This window comes from Paenibacillus sp. JNU01 (genome assembly GCF_059130585.1).
The window spans coordinates 4,327,757-4,347,352 of sequence record NZ_CP169723.1 but is presented as its reverse complement, the minus strand read 5'-3'; the positions used below and the strand labels follow the sequence as shown (position 1 = coordinate 4,347,352).

Below are 19,596 nucleotides of genomic sequence, written 5' to 3'. Positions count from 1 at the left end.
ATATGGTATTACAGGTTAATGATTTACGCAAGCTATTTTTGTAAGCGTTTTTATAAATGTGATACAGAAAAAATATTCAAGTATTCGAAGATGCACTAAACCTTCTTCATTGGAACACCTCAAGAATTACTAAGAACAGGTCTAAAAATGTGGGGAATGTATCAAGAGGTTGGGATACATACTCATATCATCTGAAATCTCTGTATATATTCATGATCCATATGCCTATAAATGCAAAAAAAGAAAGAGATGGTGAATACCATCTCTTTCTTTTCAATATGTAAGCGGGTGATGGGAATCGAACCCACGCTATTAGCTTGGAAGGCTAAAGTTCTACCATTGAACTACACCCGCAAATAAAAAAATCGGGATGACACGATTTGAACATGCGACCCCCTGGTCCCAAACCAGGTGCTCTACCAAGCTGAGCTACATCCCGTTATCTATACCGGCGAGAGGACTCGAACCTCCACGGTTTCCCACTCGATTTTGAGTCGAGCGCGTCTGCCATTCCGCCACGCCGGCAAAATATGAAGTTATAATGGCGCGCCCTGAGAGATTCGAACTCCCGGCCTTTTGATTCGTAGTCAAACGCTCTATCCAGCTGAGCTAAGGGCGCAAATATTGGAGCGGAAGACGGGAATCGAACCCGCGACCCTCGCCTTGGCAAGGCGATGCTCTACCGCTGAGCCACTTCCGCAAATAAAGAATGCGCGTGGAGGGACTTGAACCCCCACGTCAAAGACGCTAGATCCTAAGTCTAGTGCGTCTGCCAATTCCGCCACACGCGCATATAATGGTGAGTCATGAAGGGCTCGAACCTTCGACACCCTGATTAAAAGTCAGGTGCTCTACCAACTGAGCTAATGACTCATAGAAAAACTGGTGGAGGATGATGGATTCGAACCACCGAACCCGTACGGGAGCAGATTTACAGTCTGATGCGTTTGGCCACTTCGCTAATCCTCCAGGATTACATGGTGCCGGCGAGAGGACTTGAACCCCCAACCTACTGATTACAAGTCAGTTGCTCTACCAGTTGAGCTACACCGGCGTATTACATGGTGTGAAAAATGGTGGCTCGGGACGGAATCGAACCGCCGACACGAGGATTTTCAGTCCTCTGCTCTACCGACTGAGCTACCGAGCCTTATAAAATTAAAATGGCGGAACCGACGGGATACTCTCACTTCGTTCGATACTGCCTAGCTTATGCTCTCGAAGTGAATGCTCCGACGAACCCAAAAACGGATTCTCATCCCTGAAGCATATATATAATGGCGGAACCGACGGGATTCGAACCCGCGATCTCCTGCGTGACAGGCAGGCATGTTAGGCCAACTACACCACGGTTCCATAATACTTTCTCGAGGAAAGTGAATTGCGGGGGCAGGATTTGAACCTGCGGCCTTCGGGTTATGAGCCCGACGAGCTACCGGGCTGCTCCACCCCGCGTCGTTAAAAAGATAATATGGTGGAGGCTGAGGGGATCGAACCCCCGACCCTCTGCTTGTAAGGCAGATGCTCTCCCAGCTGAGCTAAGCCTCCATCTATATGACCCGTAGGGGATACTCTCACTTCGTTCGAGACTGCGAAGCAGTTGCTCACGAGGCTTATCCTCCGACGAACCTTTGGGATTCTCATCCCTTGTTAAAGCAATAGGTATTGCTATGACCCGTAGGGGATTCGAACCCCTGTTACCTCCGTGAAAGGGAGGTGTCTTAACCCCTTGACCAACGGGCCTTACTGGCTCCCCGAACAGGACTCGAACCTGTGACAACTCGATTAACAGTCGAGTGCTCTACCAACTGAGCTATCAGGGAATGGTGGAGCCAAGCGGGATCGAACCGCTGACCTCCTGCTTGCAAGGCAGGCGCTCTCCCAGCTGAGCTATGGCCCCATACTCTGTTGTATTTCTTGTTGTGGTCTTGCTATGGGCCCTGGTGGACTCGAACCACCGGCCTCACCCTTATCAGAGGTGCGCTCTAACCAACTGAGCTAAGGGCCCTTATCAATTTTCGAAAAAAAATACCCCAGTGGGGTTTCGCTTGGCGGCGTCCTACTCTCCCAGGACCCTGCGGTCCAAGTACCATCGGCGCTAGAGGGCTTAACGGTCGTGTTCGGGATGGGTACGTGTGGAACCCCTCCGCCATCGCCACCAAACGCGTAGCTTACATTTCAGAGATCGTTCTCTGAAAACTAGATTCGAAACGAAACATGCGAACTACAACTTGCTATTGGATAAGCCCTCGACCGATTAGTACTGGTCAGCTCCATGCATTGCTGCACTTCCACCCCCAGCCTATCTACCTCGTCGTCTTCAAGGGGTCTTACATACTGGGAAATCTCATCTTGAGGGGGGCTTCACGCTTAGATGCTTTCAGCGTTTATCCCGTCCGTACATAGCTACCCAGCGGTGCTCCTGGCGGAACAACTGGTACACCAGCGGTACGTCCATCCCGGTCCTCTCGTACTAAGGACAGCTCCTCTCAAATTTCCTACGCCCACGACAGATAGGGACCGAACTGTCTCACGACGTTCTGAACCCAGCTCGCGTACCGCTTTAATGGGCGAACAGCCCAACCCTTGGGACCTACTTCAGCCCCAGGATGCGATGAGCCGACATCGAGGTGCCAAACCTCCCCGTCGATGTGGACTCTTGGGGGAGATAAGCCTGTTATCCCCAGGGTAGCTTTTATCCGTTGAGCGATGGCCCTTCCATGCGGTACCACCGGATCACTAAGCCCGACTTTCGTCCCTGCTCGACTTGTAGGTCTCGCAGTCAAGCTCCCTTATGCCTTTGCACTCTTCGAATGATTTCCAACCATTCTGAGGGAACCTTTGGGCGCCTCCGTTACTCTTTAGGAGGCGACCGCCCCAGTCAAACTGCCCACCTGACACTGTCCCCGCACCGGATTACGGTACCAGGTTAGAACCTAGATACGATCAGGGTGGTATCCCAACGTTGCCTCCACGCAAGCTGGCGCTCACGCTTCAAAGGCTCCCACCTATCCTGTACAGATCGTACCCAAATTCAATATCAAGCTGCAGTAAAGCTCCATGGGGTCTTTCCGTCTTGTCGCGGGTAACCTGCATCTTCACAGGTATTAAAATTTCACCGGATCTCTCGTTGAGACAGCGCCCAAGTCGTTACGCCATTCGTGCGGGTCAGAATTTACCTGACAAGGAATTTCGCTACCTTAGGACCGTTATAGTTACGGCCGCCGTTTACTGGGGCTTCGGTTCACAGCTTCGGATTACTCCTAACCACTCCCCTTAACCTTCCAGCACCGGGCAGGCGTCAGCCCGTATACTTCGCCTTACGGCTTCGCACAGACCTGTGTTTTTGCTAAACAGTCGCTTGGGCCTTTTCACTGCGGCCCCCTCGTGCTATTCACACTACCGGGGCACCCCTTCTCCCGAAGTTACGGGGTCATTTTGCCGAGTTCCTTAACGAGAGTTCTTCCGCGCGCCTTAGAATACTCTTCTCGCCTACCTGTGTCGGTTTGCGGTACGGGCACCTTCACCTGGCTAGAGGCTTTTCTTGGCAGTGTGAGATCATGACCTTCGCTACTACAATTTTCGCTCCCCATCACAGCTCAGCCTTATGATGTGCGGATTTGCCTACACATCAGCCTCACTGCTTAGACGGACATCCATCAGTCCGCGTCACTACCCTACTGCGTCCCCCCATTGCTCATAACGGCTTACGGTGGTACAGGAATTTCGACCTGTTGTCCTTCGACTACGCCTTTCGGCCTCGCCTTAGGTCCCGACTTACCCTGAGCGGACGAGCCTTCCTCAGGAACCCTTAGGCTTTCGGCGGATCAGATTCTCACTGATCTTTTCGTTACTCATACCGGCATTCTCACTTGTATAATGTCCAGCGCTCCTTACGGTACACCTTCAACCCTTATACAACGCTCCCCTACCCCTGATGCAAGCATCAAGCCATAGCTTCGGTGGTGTGTTTAGCCCCGTTACATTTTCGGCGCAGAGTCACTCGACCAGTGAGCTATTACGCACTCTTTCAATGGTGGCTGCTTCTAAGCCAACATCCTGGTTGTCTGTGCAACTCCACATCCTTTCCCACTTAACACACACTTGGGGACCTTAGCTGATGGTCTGGGCTGTTTCCCTTTTGACAATGGATCTTAGCACTCACTGTCTGACTCCCGGAAGTAAGTCTATGGCATTCGGAGTTTGACTGAGCTTGGTAACCCTTGCGGGCCCCGCACCCAATCAGTGCTCTACCTCCACGACTCTGTTTTCCGAGGCTAGCCCTAAAGCTATTTCGGGGAGAACCAGCTATCTCCGAGTTCGATTGGAATTTCTCCGCTACCCCCACCTCATCCCCGCACTTTTCAACGTGCGTGGGTTCGGGCCTCCAGTGCGTGTTACCGCACCTTCACCCTGGACAGGGGTAGATCACCCGGTTTCGGGTCTACGTCCACGTACTACATCGCCCTATTCAGACTCGCTTTCGCTGCGGCTCCGGCTCTTCACCTTAACCTTGCACGGGAACGTAACTCGCCGGTTCATTCTACAAAAGGCACGCCATCACCCCTAAAACGGGCTCTGACTTTTTGTAAGCACACGGTTTCAGGTTCTATTTCACTCCCCTTCCGGGGTGCTTTTCACCTTTCCCTCACGGTACTGCTTCACTATCGGTCGCTAGGAAGTATTTAGCCTTGGCAGATGGTCCTGCCGGATTCATACGGGGTTTCACGTGCCCCGCACTACTCGGGATCCGTCTCGGAGGGAACAGACTTTCAATTACAGGGCTTTTACCTTCTTTGGCGGGCCTTTCCAGACCTCTTCGCTTAACCGGTTCCTTTGTAACTCCATGTGAGACGTCCCACAACCCCAAAGAGCAAGCTCTTTGGTTTGGGCTTCTCCGCGTTCGCTCGCCGCTACTGACGGAATCACTATTGTTTTCTCTTCCTCAGGGTACTTAGATGTTTCAGTTCCCCTGGTATGCCTCTACACAACCTATGTATTCAGTTGTGAGTAACTGGAAATTACCCCAGCTGGGTTTCCCCATTCGGACACCCCCGGATCAAAGCTTGCTTACAGCTCCCCGAGGCAGTTTCGTTGTTCGCCACGTCCTTCATCGGCTCCTAGCGCCTAGGCATCCTCCGTGTGCTCTTAGTAGCTTAACCAAATTGCTCCGGTTTCGATCGCTCGCTTCCCTTGTTTTGGACTGCGTCCAAAGCCAAAAGTCGCTCCCACTCGATACCATCGCAACAGCAATTAACTACCGTTTTTATTGAAACTTGTTATACACAAGTTCAGCTAAAAAGGAATGTTCTAATTCGCATTTACTTTCGTTTCGATATCTAGTTTTCAAAGAACAAGCTCCATGCAAAAGCAAGCTGTTTGAGAGTTTGAGCTCTCAAAACTGAGCAACGAGTGAGTAGTTTGCAGCTAAGCTGCATATTTGAATGTTTCCGTTACAGGAAACGATTCTCCATAGAAAGGAGGTGATCCAGCCGCACCTTCCGATACGGCTACCTTGTTACGACTTCACCCCAATCATCTATCCCACCTTCGGCGGCTGGCTCCTTGCGGTTACCCCACCGACTTCGGGTGTTATAAACTCTCGTGGTGTGACGGGCGGTGTGTACAAGACCCGGGAACGTATTCACCGCGGCATGCTGATCCGCGATTACTAGCAATTCCGACTTCATGCAGGCGAGTTGCAGCCTGCAATCCGAACTGAGACCGGCTTTTTAGGATTCGTTCCACCTCGCGGCTTCACAGCCCGTTGTACCGGCCATTGTAGTACGTGTGTAGCCCAGGTCATAAGGGGCATGATGATTTGACGTCATCCCCACCTTCCTCCGGTTTGTCACCGGCAGTCACCTTAGAGTGCCCATCCGAAATGCTGGCAACTAAGATCAAGGGTTGCGCTCGTTGCGGGACTTAACCCAACATCTCACGACACGAGCTGACGACAACCATGCACCACCTGTCTCCTCTGTCCCGAAGGAAAGGTACATCTCTGTACCGGTCAGAGGGATGTCAAGACCTGGTAAGGTTCTTCGCGTTGCTTCGAATTAAACCACATACTCCACTGCTTGTGCGGGTCCCCGTCAATTCCTTTGAGTTTCAGTCTTGCGACCGTACTCCCCAGGCGGAGTGCTTAATGTGTTAACTTCGGCACCAAGGGTATCGAAACCCCTAACACCTAGCACTCATCGTTTACGGCGTGGACTACCAGGGTATCTAATCCTGTTTGCTCCCCACGCTTTCGCGCCTCAGCGTCAGTTACAGCCCAGAGAGTCGCCTTCGCCACTGGTGTTCCTCCACATATCTACGCATTTCACCGCTACACGTGGAATTCCACTCTCCTCTTCTGCACTCAAGTCACCCAGTTTCCAGTGCGATCCGGGGTTGAGCCCCGGGATTAAACACCAGACTTAAATGACCGCCTGCGCGCGCTTTACGCCCAATAATTCCGGACAACGCTTGCCCCCTACGTATTACCGCGGCTGCTGGCACGTAGTTAGCCGGGGCTTTCTTCTCAGGTACCGTCACCTTGAGAGCAGTTACTCTCCCAAGCGTTCTTCCCTGGCAACAGAGCTTTACGATCCGAAAACCTTCATCACTCACGCGGCATTGCTCCGTCAGGCTTTCGCCCATTGCGGAAGATTCCCTACTGCTGCCTCCCGTAGGAGTCTGGGCCGTGTCTCAGTCCCAGTGTGGCCGATCACCCTCTCAGGTCGGCTACGCATCGTCGCCTTGGTGAGCCGTTACCCCACCAACTAGCTAATGCGCCGCAGGCCCATCCCCAAGTGACAGATTGCTCCGTCTTTCCAGTTTCCTTCAGGCGAAGAAAACAACTATTCGGTATTAGCTACCGTTTCCGGTAGTTGTCCCAAACTTGAGGGCAGGTTGCCTACGTGTTACTCACCCGTCCGCCGCTAAGCATCAAAGAAGCAAGCTTCTTATCAACTCCGCTCGACTTGCATGTATTAGGCATGCCGCCAGCGTTCGTCCTGAGCCAGGATCAAACTCTCCAATAAAGTATTGAAAAGAGCGATAAGCTCATTTTGAATCTGACGAGATTAAAAATCTCAATTGTGCTCCAGTCGATTCAAGCCAAGGCTTGTTTCAAACTTTCGCGTTCATTCTGCAAGCAGAATGTTTACTCACTCGTTGTTCAGTTTTCAAAGATCAAACTCGTTTCGTTACCGAGCGTTGTTCTCCTCAGCAACTTTTATATCATAACACTTCCGAACCAACTTAGCAAGCCTTTTTTTCAAGTTTCTTTCGAAGCTTATTTGATTTGCCTGCGACACTTTGTTTCTCGTGTTTTTTTGGCCGGAAATAGAATATATCATATACACAACACAATTACTACTTGTAAAATATCCCATTAGCAAACGAATGGTTAAACCTAATTCAATCTTTTATTAATCTCTTTTTCCTATGGCAATATCCTCTTACTATATCCTATATACGCTCACCGGTCGAATCTCTCTCAATATAGGTTATGAACTAATCAACCAGCATCATTACATTCGTTATATAAAATACGAAACACAATATCTCTATTCTATAACACTGCTATCTATTATGTGGATACCGAATCTAATAATTGAACTCCATGGGTTGTATATAAGATAGAATTGTGATCTTCACTTTTTTACTATTAGTCTTTGAACCTGCCCATCACTATCGTGTCGTGATACTTTCCATTAACGTGTCGCCGATCCTTTTTCAAAATACCTTCGATCTCGAAGCCACTCTTTTGGTATAACTCAATTGCCTTTTCGTTGGATGCCACTACGTTTAACGTCATCTTCTCTACCCCTGTCTGGTCTGCCCATTCAATCGACTGCGCTAACAAGTTCTTGCCAATCCCATGTCCCCAGTACGCTTTGGCTACACACATGCCGAACTCAACCTTATGCCAAAAGCGCTTCAACTCTCTGCCTTCACATCGGGAATACCCCACAATTTCGCCCGCTACTACAGCAACAAGGAACAGATTCCGTGACTTATCAGTATCCAAATGGATGATCCGCCTAAACCCGGCTGCGTCGATATACGCTTCGCCCTCTTCCCGATCCATGTTCTCGGTTTCCCCGTCCATTTGTACACGAAGTGAAGACAAGGCCTCAGCATCTGTTTCCTCTGCGGATCGAATTGAGTAAGATAAGCCTTTAATGTAATATTCCTGTTGATCGATAATCATAAGAACCATTCCGCCTCTTCACTTTGTTAAAATACTTACCTTATCGCTTACCCCACCTCAGACGGACTCTTGCCCGTAAGCATTTTGAATACCTGGCTGAAATACGTCGCATTACGGAACCCCGTCATCTCGCTCACCTCATATACCATGTAATGTCCCGACTGCAACAGTTCCAGCGCTCTCTGAATTCGGTACCCGTTCAAATAACTCACGAAATTCTCACCTGTCACCCTTTTGAACAGTTGACTCAGATACTTCGGGTGTACGAATAGTCCCTTGGCTATCGCTTCAAAACTAATCTCTTCAGCGTAATGAAGCTCCACATACTGTTTCACCTGCTCGATGAGTTTATTGCTTTTTTTCTCGCCCATCTCCTTGCGTATCTGTTCCAGCCAGTTGCAGATAATACGGTCCATCCAGCTTACCAGATCATGCAACGCATACTTCGATTGAATTTCACGCAAAAAATCACTCATCGCCAGCGGTGGCGTTAACATGGGATGAAGTCGGTTCCAGCTATGAATCAACGTGTCAAACAGACTGACGGCCACCACCTGTACATCCTGTATCCCAACACAGTTACCCTCTTTCAGCAAAAGGTGAATGTCCTGCCATAGCTCTTCCGCCAGATCAGGTCGAATATCCGCCCAAGCCTCATTCCATTGACGAAGCAATAATGAATAATCAGTCACTCTTGCTTCTGTATCCTCAGATGACTCGTAGTGGTAGATACGACTTCCACCTTGAAATTCTGCTGTTTCCACTGCCTCTCTGCTCTCGAGATAAGAATCTATTGCCTCACATGGGTGACTTTTGGATCTTCCGATTCCAGCACTCACTTCAATTTTCAGATACGTAAAGATCTGATCAATCATCCGCTCTATGAGTGGCAGGCATTCCTCCAATATATCTTTATCACCTAATAGAAGTAACACAAATACCTGGTCCGAATAATCAACAATCTCTACCTGACCATTCATGCGCGCTGCCTGATCCTTCACCGTCTCCTGAATAATATCAGCCGCCCCATAGCGGAGAAGCTGCCAATCTCGTTCTTTCATCCGTGTCAAAAATACGGGGCGATTCAGCTGCAGACTAATCGCACGTGTCTGTGAGGACATATGAATGCCTATATAGTCCATGCGTTCTTTAGGCAGTTCGTCTGCCCGATATCGCGTAGTCAGCAGTTCGTGAAGAAACTGTTTGCGCAAATACGGAAGTACCCGTCCAACCTCCTGCTTATACGTCCGCTCCAGCCGCTCATGCCGCTCTCGCACATCTTGTTCCAGTAGTACCTCTCGCAGCACAGACTCAATCTCCTCAACCTCAGCCGGCTTCAGCAAAAAGTGATTCACCCCCCAGCGCATGGCTGCCCTGGCGTTCTCGAATTCGTCATATCCACTAAGAATGATAATCGGCAGGTAGGGATGATCACGTCGCAACGTCTGGGTGATCTCAAGCCCCGTCATCCCCGGTAGATAGACGTCAGTCATAACGACATCGGGATTCATACGGTGGAACAGTTCCAGCGCATCCAAGCCATTGGAAGCCGTACCTGCAATGCTGAGGCCCAGTGAAGACCAATCGATATGATCGGTTAATGCCTTTACAATATGAGGATCGTCATCAACAAGCATAATGGTCTTCATCATTTTTCACCGTCCAGCCATAGATTTAATTGCTCGTCGGTCTCAATACGCGGCAGCGTAATGGTCACTTCCACGCCACCTGAATCTCTATTGCTCAGTTGAACGCCATACCTCTTTCCACAATACAACTGAATCCGTTGATGCACATTCCGTACACCGATGCCACATGTCTCTTCGAGTTCCCATCCCTCCGGCAAACCTTGTCCATTATCCGTAATACGAATGACGATATCCTCATGCGGGCCAACCTCTTCGTGCATATACACTTGAATTCGAAGTGTACCCTCTTCAGGGTGCCCGTGCATAACAGCGTTTTCGATAAAGGGCTGCAAAATGATCTTCGGAATGTAACAACCGCGAATACGTGGATCGATCTGCTCCTGATAATGAATGGAGAACGGTAACCGCTCTGACTGTATATTAACGTAGCAACGGGCATGCTCCAACTCATCTCGAACCCGAATAAACAATCTTCCTCCACTCAGTCCAATCCGTAACAGCTTGCTAAGCTGCACAATCATGCGGCTGATATCCTTGGCTTCATAATCGAGTGCGCGCCAGTGGATCATGTCGAGGGTGTTGTATAAAAAATGGGGTTTGATCTGGGCCTCAAGCAAGCCCGTTTGGGCTTCACGCTTGGCCCGGCTCTCCTCCTTCACCTGTTCCATCAGCGTTGTGAGTTGTGAAGCCATATGATTAAAGCCATAAGCCAAGTGGGCGTATTCCTCCGTAAACGAAAGGTGCACCCGGGTATCGAAGTCCCCTTTCTCCAGTTGTCTCATTCGCTTGATCAATTGTCGCAGAGGCCGGATGATCTGCCTCACGAACAGGTACGCAAGCACAGCGGAACATAACAGTCCCAGTATGGCGATACCGAGAATCTGCCAGCCCGCATGTCTGACCGGAGATAGCAGTGTGTACACCGGAATAGTCTGTACGAGTCGCCACTGGAGCATGGCTGGTCTGGAGTAGAGCACCAATTGCGCACCTCCGGATTGGCCGGAAACGACTTCATATCCGTCTGCGCCAGGCTGGACATGCTCCTGAATCCATGCACTATCTATAATAGAAGAAGATGCGTTTACGGCATCATCCATTTCTGGAGCTGTACTCACTTCATTACTCCTATTCGATCGTTCCTGTTCGTCCAATGCATCACCTTCAGCATGATCGGATTGTACATTCTCCCCTGCTGGATCAGCTTTCCCCATCTCCATTACGACATTACCCGCCGTATCTACCAACAAGACTTTTCCATCAAGCACCATGGGTACATCAGCGAACCTGCGTACGATGTCCGCTCTACTCAGTCGAATGAGCACATAGGCAACCGTTCCGCCATGACTGTCGAAAATCCGCTGGGCGTATCCGACCAGAGATTGGCCCGATTCGTTCTCACGCAGCGGTACCCAAGCCGCATCAGCCTTTTCCAGCGTTGCAAACCAAGAGTCGTGTGCGAGGGTGTCCACCGGAAATATGCGATCAGCCATCGTCACTGTCACTTCATTAAAGACATCCGTATACAGTTCAATGGAAGTAATGCCGTCACTCACGACCATGGTATGATCCAGGATTCGAGAGACCTCTCTCCGTTGGTGAATCTGTGCAAGCCTGCCCGTATCGGCCGTTTCAAGCAGATGGGACAGTTCCCGATTGCTTGCCAAACCATAGGCGGTTCCTGTTACCCCTGTAATGAAATCAAATCCCCGACGTGTGCTCTCGTTCAGAAGAGCCAGACGTGCTTTGCTAATCTCGGCAAATGTGACCGCGGAGAAAGACTGATATGCCAGCCAGACGACAACCGAGACGAGCAACAGGTTAAACGCAATAAAGCAAGTCACCATCAACGTGGAGAGCTTGCTTTGTTGCAGCTTTTGATTAATGAATGAAGACCATCTGCCTTTCCCCATGGAAAAATCAACTCGTTTCGTCTTGGAATTACCCTTTGAGCCCAGAGGTCGCGATTCCTTCCACGAAGTACTTTTGACACACGATAAATACAATGAAACATGGCACCAACGACAACACCGACATGGCAAACATCGGACCCCAATCGGATTGAGAACTCGAATCAAGGAACAGACGCAGACCTAGCGGCACGGTGTATTTGCTAACGTCACTCAAGTAGATCAACTGACTGAAGAAGTCGTCCCATGTCCACAAGAACGTAAAGATCATCGTGGTAACCAGTGCTGGAAACGCAAGTGGAATGATGATTTTGGTGTAAATTTTCACAGGACCGCAACCATCAATGGTAGCCGCCTCATCCAACTCTTTGGGCAATCCCCGGAAGAACTGTACCATGAGAAAAATGAAAAAGGCGTCGGTCGCGAGCCATTTTGGCACCACAAGCGGCAGATACGTATTCACCCACTCCAGGTGGTTGAAGAGAATATACTGCGGGATCAGCGTTACATGATGGGGCAGCATAATCGTCATGAGCATCAGGCCGAAACAGATGGCTTTGAAGCGAAAATTCAGTCGGGCGAAGGCATATGCCGCCATAGAGCAGGAGATGACATTGCCCAGCACGGCACCAAGCGACAGGATGACAGAGTTGGTCAGGAACCGGGAGAACGGGTTGCCCTGAATTCCAGACCAGCCATTCATGTAATTTTGCCAATTCCATTCCTGTGGCCAGAACCAGGTCTCTGTAAAGATCATATGTCCCGGTTTGAATGAACTGCCCAACATCCAGAGGATCGGGTAGAGCATGACAAAGGCGATGCCTGAGATCAACACATGTTTGCTGACGACCCATGTTTTAGAGTTACGTTGTCCAATCATGATTTCCCACCATCCTCATAGTGCACCCACAGCTTGCTGCTGCGGAATACGAGCAATGTAAATACGCCAATCAGGATGACCAGCACCCAAGCCATCGCGGAAGCATAGCCCATCTGAAAGAAAGAGAATCCTTTTTTGTACAGATACAGAGAGTACATTAAGGTTGAGTTCACTGGTCCTCCGCTACCATTACTGATAACAAAAGCCTGTGTGAACGATTGAAAGGATGTAATCAGCTGCATCACGAGATTGAAAAATATGACAGGTGACAGAATCGGCAACGTGATATAGAAGAATCTCCGCAGAGGACCTGCCCCATCTACCGCTGAGGCTTCATCATATTCAGGTGGAATCTGCTTCAAGCCTGCCAGGAAAATAATCATGGATGATCCAAACTGCCATACCGATAAAAGCACGATGGAGTACAGGGCATACTTCGGATTAGCAACCCAATCGGGCGCCTTAATGCCCACCATGGCAAGCACACTATTGAGCAGCCCGTCACCGCCCAGCATTTTACGCCACAGCATTGCAATCGCAACGCTGCCTCCAAGCAATGTCGGAATGTAATACACGGTCCGGTAAATACCAAGTCCTCGAATCCCTTTATTGAGCAGCATGGCTACCAGCAGGGCAAAGATCAGCTTGACCGGTACCGATACAGCGACATACGTGAAGGTGACTTTGAGCGACTGGGTAAACAGTTTATCCGATGTAAACATCGTGGTGTAGTTATCCAGACCGACCCAAGAAGGGGCGGCCAGGATACTGTAATCGGTGAATGAGATGTATAACGATACCAACATTGGACCCAAGGTGAGAAATAACAATCCCACAAGCCATGGGGCGAGGAACAGAAGCGCGGCTCCATTATGCGCATATCTCCGTTTGACCCGCCGGGCAGCTACACGCTCGATTCGGGCTTGACTGACCTGTGATGTGTTCATCTTCGCAACCTCCCCGCAGTATTAGAAGTCTGAGACAGTTCCAATCGTTATTGAGTTGATCCAAGTGTAGCCTTGGCTCCTTCAATAAACTGGGCAATGACATCTGGAGTATCGCCTTGACCGAAGGCAATCTGCTCGCTTGCGCTCTTGAAACTTGTGTCCACTTCAGCAAATCCTTGCGGGTATGGTGGATCGATCTCACTGGAATGCTTCGATACGGTATCGATAAATTGGAAAATGACTTGCTCCGCTTCCGGCAGCGTTGGCTGCATCTGCTCACGAATGCTTGAGTTAACCGGCACACCACGTTCAGAACCAAGAATAGCGGTTGCTTCTGGATCATTGACCATGAAATCAATGAACATGGCAACTTCCTTCGGATGTTTGGTTTTGCCATAACCAGAGAGGAACTGGCCTGGTTTCAGGTATTCGCCAATTTGCTGCTCGTTGACACCATGCGGGAGTACTTGTATCCCAAGCTTATGATCCTGGTTTTTGTTCACCTGCTGGAATGTCAGCAATTGATTGGACCATGCAAAATCCATGGCAGCTGTACCCAGTGAGATCGGGCGGGTCTCCAGTGCATTGGTTGTGGATGCCGTGATCTCCGCTGTGGTCACTCCACCATTCTCGCGCAGTGCACCCCACATATCGAACCACTGCTGGAGCTCCTCGCTGGTAGCGGTCATTGTGCCACCGTCGAACAAACCTTTTCCGGATTGTCGGATAAATACTTCAAACATGTTGGTTGTGCCGGAAATGTCTGCAGATCCATAGAACCCATCACCTTTGGCTGCGGCAATCTTGGTCGCAATATCCCCAAAATCCTTCCATGTCCAGCTCTCTTGCGGTTCTTCAATCCCTAATTCCTGAAATACGGTGGCGTCATAGATGACACCTGGTGCGTTTACTCCGAGGGTAATTGCATATAATTTATCGTCAATGGATCCGGCTGTAATCATGCTCTGATCATGATCCTCTGTTCGCAGCTCTTTGCTCTCTGCAAATGGGGTCAGATCAAGCAAGGCACCACGCCGGGCAAAGTCAGTCAGAAATGCGTAATCCATCTGGATGATATCCGGTGCATTTGAACCGGCTACCTGTGTCGTTAATTTGTCAAAATAACCATCCCAACCGGAGTATTCAGGTTTAATAGTGATTCCCGGATGTTTCTCTTCAAATAGTTGAATGACTTTGGTCGTCAGATCATGTCTGGTCTGTGATCCCCACCAGGTCATGCGCAGTTCAATCTTGCCTGAAGAGTCTCCTTCACTTTCACTTGCTTCGCCAGAAGAAGCTGGCTTATCCGTGGCTCCTCCCGAACAGGCTGTAGCGAACAATAACAGGGACAGGCAGAACAGGGTTACCCACTTTTTCGTGATCATCATGAATGAATTTCCTCCCCTTTTCACTTCTGTGGAATCGCTTACAAAGCCTATTGTATCTGTCCATTGCTGGACATGACATAAACAAAAGTAAGCTTTCCTGTCAAAAAAGTAAGGAGTTGAAAGAATCACAAACCACCGGGAATAACATTCCCGGCGGTCGTGTTCCCGTCTCAGATATGGTGTGTCAGGAATGTGAGACTGCAGGTGAAGACACCATGTGTTCGGCCAGATGTTTCTTCATTTTGGCCACCTCGGTTCCTGCCAGCATCATAATGCCTATTCCGTGATTGTCATTGGTGACGGTACGCAAGTCCTGATCGTAATACTCTGCCGTAAATGCATATCGTGATCCACTGCACACGCCATGGACATTACCTTGACGATCAATCGCTTTACAGATGAGTCCCTTCCAAGCCCGCTCGGCGGCTGTGACGTAAACTTCAGGGTCTTTGAACCAGCCAAAGCGCACACCTCTCGCAAAACCATAGGCAAACATCGCCGTACAGGAGGCTTCTTCATACGTCTGCGGATCATTCAATACCTGATGCCACAACCCACTTTCCCCTTGAAGTGCCGCATACCCTTCACACAGCTCGTTGAAAAAATTAATCAAAGCCGGGCGTTCGGGATGCTCTGTTGGCAAAGCCTCCAGTACTTCCGTCAAGGAAAACAGTGTCCAGCCATTTCCCCGTCCCCATGGAATCTGCGTGGCCTGTCCGTATTTGAAATCATACACATGGGACATGATCTTGAACTCAGGCATGAACAGATACTTCCGATACAGTGAAAATTGTCTGGCGGCTTCATCCAATGCGGCGGAGTTGCCTGTCACCCGTGCATAACGAACGAGAAACGGCGTGCTCATATATAGATCATCTGCCCACATGGTATTCTCAGCATACTCCCCTACACATGTACGATAAAATGCCCCATCCTCCTGCCGTTCCAGGCGGGAGAGCATAAAATCTGCAATCCGTTCAGCAATCGGAAGAAACGTTGGTTCATGACACTCTGAATACGCTTCCAGCATGGCCGAACCAAAAGAACCGCAGTTATCCAGCATTTTCAGCATGACCAATTGTTGATTGACTGCCGGGAAACCATACTGCTCCCGATCCCATAATGAGTACTCATACATCTGGGTACATGCCTGCACATGCTCCGCCGCATAACGGGTAATATCCGGTCTCTGCAAATAACGCCCAGTCCGTAATAGACCATAGACAGTGACACCTAATGGATAATCCCAGCGACCATAATTGGTCACACTACCCACAGTCCATTTGTTGCTTAACATGGCGTTTTCATAATAAGGTCTAATCCAGGCATCCGGTCGATCCAAACGCCAATATGTTTGTTCTTGCCCCGTTTGGTACACTCGGTCTGTTCGGGTAAGATCCTGCACATCCGGTTCAATCTCCGACTCAAAGGGACCGACATATAACCAGGACTCTCCGGAAGCACCGTGGACACGCTGAGGAAGTTCCAATGAAAGTGGCTTATCCGAAACGGTTGCATTCAAATTAAAATGCCACGGTCCTGCCGCATCATCGCATTCACTTCGGACAAGCAGGTCACTCCGCCCAAAAGAGGCTGCTACCTCCACCTCAAACGGACCTGCCTCCTTCACTTGCGCCACAGGTTTGCCGCTAATCCATATGCTTAAAGAACCGGAGGATTGACCTGACAATCGTACCTGACTCCCGGTTGAATCGGTATTGTTCAGATGCGTCCAAGCATACACATGCCGTCCAGGGAGATGCCCGTATATTCGTTCGAGAGCCGGCTTGGTTATCTCTTCATCAGACCAGCCTGTCTCAGGCAGCCACTTCAAACTGTAATCTGCTTCTTGTCCAAGCAGGTCTGGTTGCTTACTCGCAGCAAGGTTTGGTTGGGAGAACACCCAACCCGCTTGTCCCTGTCTCTCCTGAAACGGCGCAAATACGTTCAGAATACGCACTTTACCTTCATCTGAGCCAAACTGGCAACCGAAGCCGGCAGGGGTATTTTTCATTTCCAGCCAAACGGTGTTCCAACCGGGCTTGATATCGATGCTGAGCTTCACCGTTGCATCAGGACTGATCTCATCCATTACGGTAGAGCGATAAACCAACTGCTCATTAAAATAAAAGCGAACAGGTCCATAACAGCGAACCAACACATCCAGATTCCGATCCTCATCCCCCCAGACCAGCGCAGCTGCGTAAGATATATGATCTTTGGGAGCGTCAGGAAAGCGTTTACCTAAATTCAGATCATAAAGCCCTTTCTCATTTTGCAAAATACCAGACTTCTGGAATACCCGATATACAAAATCAGCCTGCGCATTGGCCCCAATATACCTCTCGGCCAGCACTTTCAGCACCTGATCCTGATCTTCTCCAAATCGGTAATACATGCTCTGCGGTTCACTGAAATAGGTCGTCATTGATCGCACACTTCCCTCTCACATTGAAATAAAATCTTATCCGAAATAAAACGTCCAACCGGGCAGCTATGACCCATATTCTGCTGTGGCAGGATCTGGAGATATAGCGCTTAACCTTCGTAAGGAACGCCCTTGCCCTGAACGTTAATATATTCTATTTTACTCAGGAACCAATTAATAATCCCAGTATAACTGACATGTTCTATGGTGGCTACAGATTTTTGTTTACGCTTACAAATAAATTCGAAGCGCCACTTTATGTCTCGCCAGCTGAACTTATATTTGAACATTCGTTTAAAAAAACAGAAACCGTTACCGATATAGATAGTAGGTCTAAAAATTCCACTTTTTGTATCGGGAAGGAAAGATGCACATTGAATACTCTTGAATCTCTGGTAAATGCTATGCCTTTTGTTAGCCAAATGTTCCGTGATGACATATCCATATCCATTAATGATCATGAGAAAGTTTTGTATTTTTCCGAAGCAAAAAGTCTGGAGATTGGCGTGAAGGTCGGAGATGAGCTGCATGACGATTACAAAGATTTCAAAATGCTCACCAACAAGGATACGCGTACCGTGGCACGCATGCCTGGTGATCTGCAAGGCAGACCTTTCGATGCCATCCTTATTCCCATCAAGGAAAACGATCAGGTCGTGGGCATATTGGGTGTGAACTACGCATTGGATAGTCATATGACACTGGAGACGCTGATCCGTGAAAATGAAACAACCATTCATGCGCTCGTCGGCGGTATTCAGCAGATTGCGGCACATTCGGAAGAACTCTCTGCAACCTCAGAAGAGATTCTGCGCAACTCCAAAAAAGCTTCAGAGAACTCGGTTAGTGTGTCTAAAGTAACAAACGTCATTCGTGAAGTATCGGAACAAACCAATCTGCTTGGACTGAACGCCATGATCGAGGCAGCTCGTGTGGGCGATCAGGGAGCCGGATTCGGTGTGGTTGCCAGTGAAGTACGCAAACTGTCCGATCATACGAAACAAGCAGCGGCTGATATCGAAACCTCTCTCGGTAGTGTACAGGATTCCATGAAACATATGGAGCAGGAGATCGGTCAAATTACAACCGCAACAGTAGATCAAGCCAAGCTCGTTAGCGAGTTTATGGAAAGCATTGAACAGCTTAGCGAGACAAGCGAGAATCTGAAAAAGTTCGTACATCAGATGCTGGCGTTAGAATAGTAGGCCAGTTCCGCAACAAAATGAAGAACAACCATACTACATGTACATAGGAAATGATGTTTGAATGCAACAAAGCCTCCGGCTACACTTCCCTTAACAGGAAGTCAGCGGAGGCTTTGTTTCTTTAATTGAGAGGATATCCCATTTATAGCCACATGGCTGTTAGATCTCTACAGCAACACCAAAATGGTCGGACACGACCGGCCCGTTTTTACCGTTCAAAACCACAGTTGAAGATTTGGCCTGAATGGGACGATTGGAGAAGATATAGTCGATTCGCAAATCGCGTTTGTTGTCTGCCCAGCCGGCAATGGCCTTCACCACGGTTGCTCCTTCATCCTTTTGCAATGCTGTGGTGTACAGGTCGTTCCAGCCTTTGCTCACCATATAGTCATAGCCTTCTCCACGCACTTCCGCGACATTGTTGAAATCACCCATTATATATAACGGCTGATCCATGTAGGGGGCAAGCTTGCTCTCTGTCAACTCCCACTGTCCCTTGAACGGTTCCTGCGCATCATCCCACCAGTTATAGTGTCCGTTCACAAACCAGGTTGCTTCACCTTGGACGACCGTCTGGATTCCCACAATCTTACGGGTCCGGTAATTGTTATAATCCCGCATGTGGGACACGTATTCTCCAAAAGCCTGTGTGATCGGCGTCCGGCTAAGGATCGCCAGTCCTTCATCGTATTTTTGGAACCCGACATGTGCGGGAATCCACGTCCAGTAATATTGCTCTGTCAGCTGCTGAAGCAGGACGTAGGCGTAGTTGTCTTTTTTAATCACAGCATCCGATTCAGTCGCATAATACCTCTTCAGTTCTTCTTCAGAAAGCGCCGCTTCCTGCATGGACTGGTTAACCTCCTGCATGGAGATTACATCAAATTGATGTGTATTTATAAAATCAGCCAGCTGACTGATCTTGTTCAGTTGATCCTCTTCCGCCCAAGCGTGTGTGTTTAACGTCAGTATTTTCATATGCTCTCTCC

General features: G+C 49.2%; 9 protein-coding genes, 17 tRNA genes and 3 rRNA genes. 1 reads left to right on the top strand and 28 read right to left on the bottom strand.

Features of this window, described 5'->3' with window-relative positions:
• Positions 1 to 283: 283 nt before the first annotated feature.
• The 27 genes from NLBNIHML_RS18920 to NLBNIHML_RS18790 all read right to left on the bottom strand — a co-directional run bounded on the left by NLBNIHML_RS18920 (position 284) and on the right by NLBNIHML_RS18790 (position 17,402).
• Positions 284 to 354, bottom strand: a tRNA-Gly gene (locus NLBNIHML_RS18920).
• Positions 355 to 365: 11 nt separating this feature from the next.
• Positions 366 to 439: transfer RNA gene (locus NLBNIHML_RS18915), tRNA-Pro, on the bottom strand.
• Between the two features lie 7 nt (positions 440 to 446).
• A tRNA-Leu gene (locus NLBNIHML_RS18910) sits at positions 447 to 525 on the bottom strand.
• Positions 526 to 542: 17 nt separating this feature from the next.
• A tRNA-Arg gene (locus NLBNIHML_RS18905) sits at positions 543 to 619 on the bottom strand.
• Between the two features lie 6 nt (positions 620 to 625).
• Positions 626 to 700: transfer RNA gene (locus NLBNIHML_RS18900), tRNA-Gly, on the bottom strand.
• 10 nt (positions 701 to 710) lie between these two features.
• A tRNA-Leu gene (locus NLBNIHML_RS18895) sits at positions 711 to 791 on the bottom strand.
• A gap of 6 nt (positions 792 to 797) precedes the next feature.
• Positions 798 to 873 (bottom strand) — tRNA-Lys (locus tag NLBNIHML_RS18890).
• Positions 874 to 883: 10 nt separating this feature from the next.
• Positions 884 to 969, bottom strand: a tRNA-Tyr gene (locus NLBNIHML_RS18885).
• A gap of 9 nt (positions 970 to 978) precedes the next feature.
• Positions 979 to 1,054, bottom strand: a tRNA-Thr gene (locus NLBNIHML_RS18880).
• Between the two features lie 20 nt (positions 1,055 to 1,074).
• Positions 1,075 to 1,150, bottom strand: a tRNA-Phe gene (locus tag NLBNIHML_RS18875).
• A gap of 128 nt (positions 1,151 to 1,278) precedes the next feature.
• Positions 1,279 to 1,356 (bottom strand) — tRNA-Asp (locus NLBNIHML_RS18870).
• Positions 1,357 to 1,381: 25 nt separating this feature from the next.
• Positions 1,382 to 1,455, bottom strand: a tRNA-Met gene (locus NLBNIHML_RS18865).
• Positions 1,456 to 1,472: 17 nt separating this feature from the next.
• Positions 1,473 to 1,548: transfer RNA gene (locus NLBNIHML_RS18860), tRNA-Val, on the bottom strand.
• Positions 1,549 to 1,671: 123 nt separating this feature from the next.
• Positions 1,672 to 1,743 (bottom strand) — tRNA-Glu (locus NLBNIHML_RS18855).
• Positions 1,744 to 1,747: 4 nt separating this feature from the next.
• Positions 1,748 to 1,823, bottom strand: a tRNA-Asn gene (locus tag NLBNIHML_RS18850).
• Position 1,824: 1 nt separating this feature from the next.
• Positions 1,825 to 1,900, bottom strand: a tRNA-Ala gene (locus tag NLBNIHML_RS18845).
• Positions 1,901 to 1,934: 34 nt separating this feature from the next.
• Positions 1,935 to 2,008, bottom strand: a tRNA-Ile gene (locus tag NLBNIHML_RS18840).
• A gap of 38 nt (positions 2,009 to 2,046) precedes the next feature.
• Positions 2,047 to 2,163, bottom strand: a 5S ribosomal RNA gene (rrf, locus tag NLBNIHML_RS18835).
• A gap of 74 nt (positions 2,164 to 2,237) precedes the next feature.
• Positions 2,238 to 5,162 (bottom strand): 23S ribosomal RNA (locus NLBNIHML_RS18830).
• Positions 5,163 to 5,476: 314 nt separating this feature from the next.
• Positions 5,477 to 7,028, bottom strand: a 16S ribosomal RNA gene (locus NLBNIHML_RS18825).
• Together the 16S, 23S and 5S rRNA genes with 17 tRNA genes alongside form the textbook arrangement of a ribosomal RNA operon.
• A gap of 629 nt (positions 7,029 to 7,657) precedes the next feature.
• Positions 7,658 to 8,203 (bottom strand): GNAT family N-acetyltransferase, encoded by a 546-nt coding sequence (locus NLBNIHML_RS18820; RefSeq protein WP_494352516.1) that lies wholly within the window; start codon positions 8,201 to 8,203, stop codon positions 7,658 to 7,660.
• A 47-nt stretch (positions 8,204 to 8,250) separates the two neighbouring features.
• On the bottom strand, positions 8,251 to 9,855 hold the full coding sequence (locus NLBNIHML_RS18815) for a response regulator (RefSeq protein WP_494352515.1): 1,605 nt from the start codon (positions 9,853 to 9,855) through the stop codon (positions 8,251 to 8,253).
• Entirely contained in the window at positions 9,852 to 11,762 is a 1,911-nt protein-coding gene (locus tag NLBNIHML_RS18810) for a cache domain-containing sensor histidine kinase (protein ID WP_494352514.1), read from the bottom strand. Before NLBNIHML_RS18810 ends, NLBNIHML_RS18815 begins: the two co-directional genes overlap by 4 nt.
• 28 nt (positions 11,763 to 11,790) lie before the next feature.
• A complete protein-coding gene (locus NLBNIHML_RS18805) occupies positions 11,791 to 12,639 on the bottom strand; it encodes a carbohydrate ABC transporter permease (protein WP_472475107.1) in 849 nt (282 codons plus the stop codon).
• Positions 12,636 to 13,586 carry a carbohydrate ABC transporter permease gene (locus tag NLBNIHML_RS18800; RefSeq protein ID WP_339239119.1) on the bottom strand — a complete coding sequence of 317 codons (951 nt, stop codon included), beginning with the start codon at positions 13,584 to 13,586 and terminating at the stop codon, positions 12,636 to 12,638. The genes NLBNIHML_RS18805 and NLBNIHML_RS18800 overlap by 4 nt, the downstream gene beginning before the upstream one ends.
• 47 nt (positions 13,587 to 13,633) lie before the next feature.
• Positions 13,634 to 14,974 carry an ABC transporter substrate-binding protein gene (locus NLBNIHML_RS18795; RefSeq protein WP_494352513.1) on the bottom strand — a complete coding sequence of 447 codons (1,341 nt, stop codon included), beginning with the start codon at positions 14,972 to 14,974 and terminating at the stop codon, positions 13,634 to 13,636.
• 184 nt (positions 14,975 to 15,158) lie between these two features.
• Entirely contained in the window at positions 15,159 to 17,402 is a 2,244-nt protein-coding gene (locus NLBNIHML_RS18790) for a glycoside hydrolase family 88/105 protein (protein ID WP_494352512.1), read from the bottom strand.
• Positions 17,403 to 17,776: 374 nt separating this feature from the next.
• On the opposite strand from NLBNIHML_RS18790, the gene NLBNIHML_RS18785 reads away from it, so the two are divergent.
• On the top strand, positions 17,777 to 18,604 hold the full coding sequence (locus NLBNIHML_RS18785) for a methyl-accepting chemotaxis protein (protein WP_339239116.1): 828 nt from the start codon (positions 17,777 to 17,779) through the stop codon (positions 18,602 to 18,604).
• A gap of 162 nt (positions 18,605 to 18,766) precedes the next feature.
• On the opposite strand, the gene NLBNIHML_RS18780 is transcribed toward NLBNIHML_RS18785, so the two are convergent.
• Positions 18,767 to 19,585 carry an endonuclease/exonuclease/phosphatase family protein gene (locus NLBNIHML_RS18780; RefSeq protein ID WP_494352511.1) on the bottom strand — a complete coding sequence of 273 codons (819 nt, stop codon included), beginning with the start codon at positions 19,583 to 19,585 and terminating at the stop codon, positions 18,767 to 18,769.
• Positions 19,586 to 19,596 lie beyond the last annotated feature (11 nt).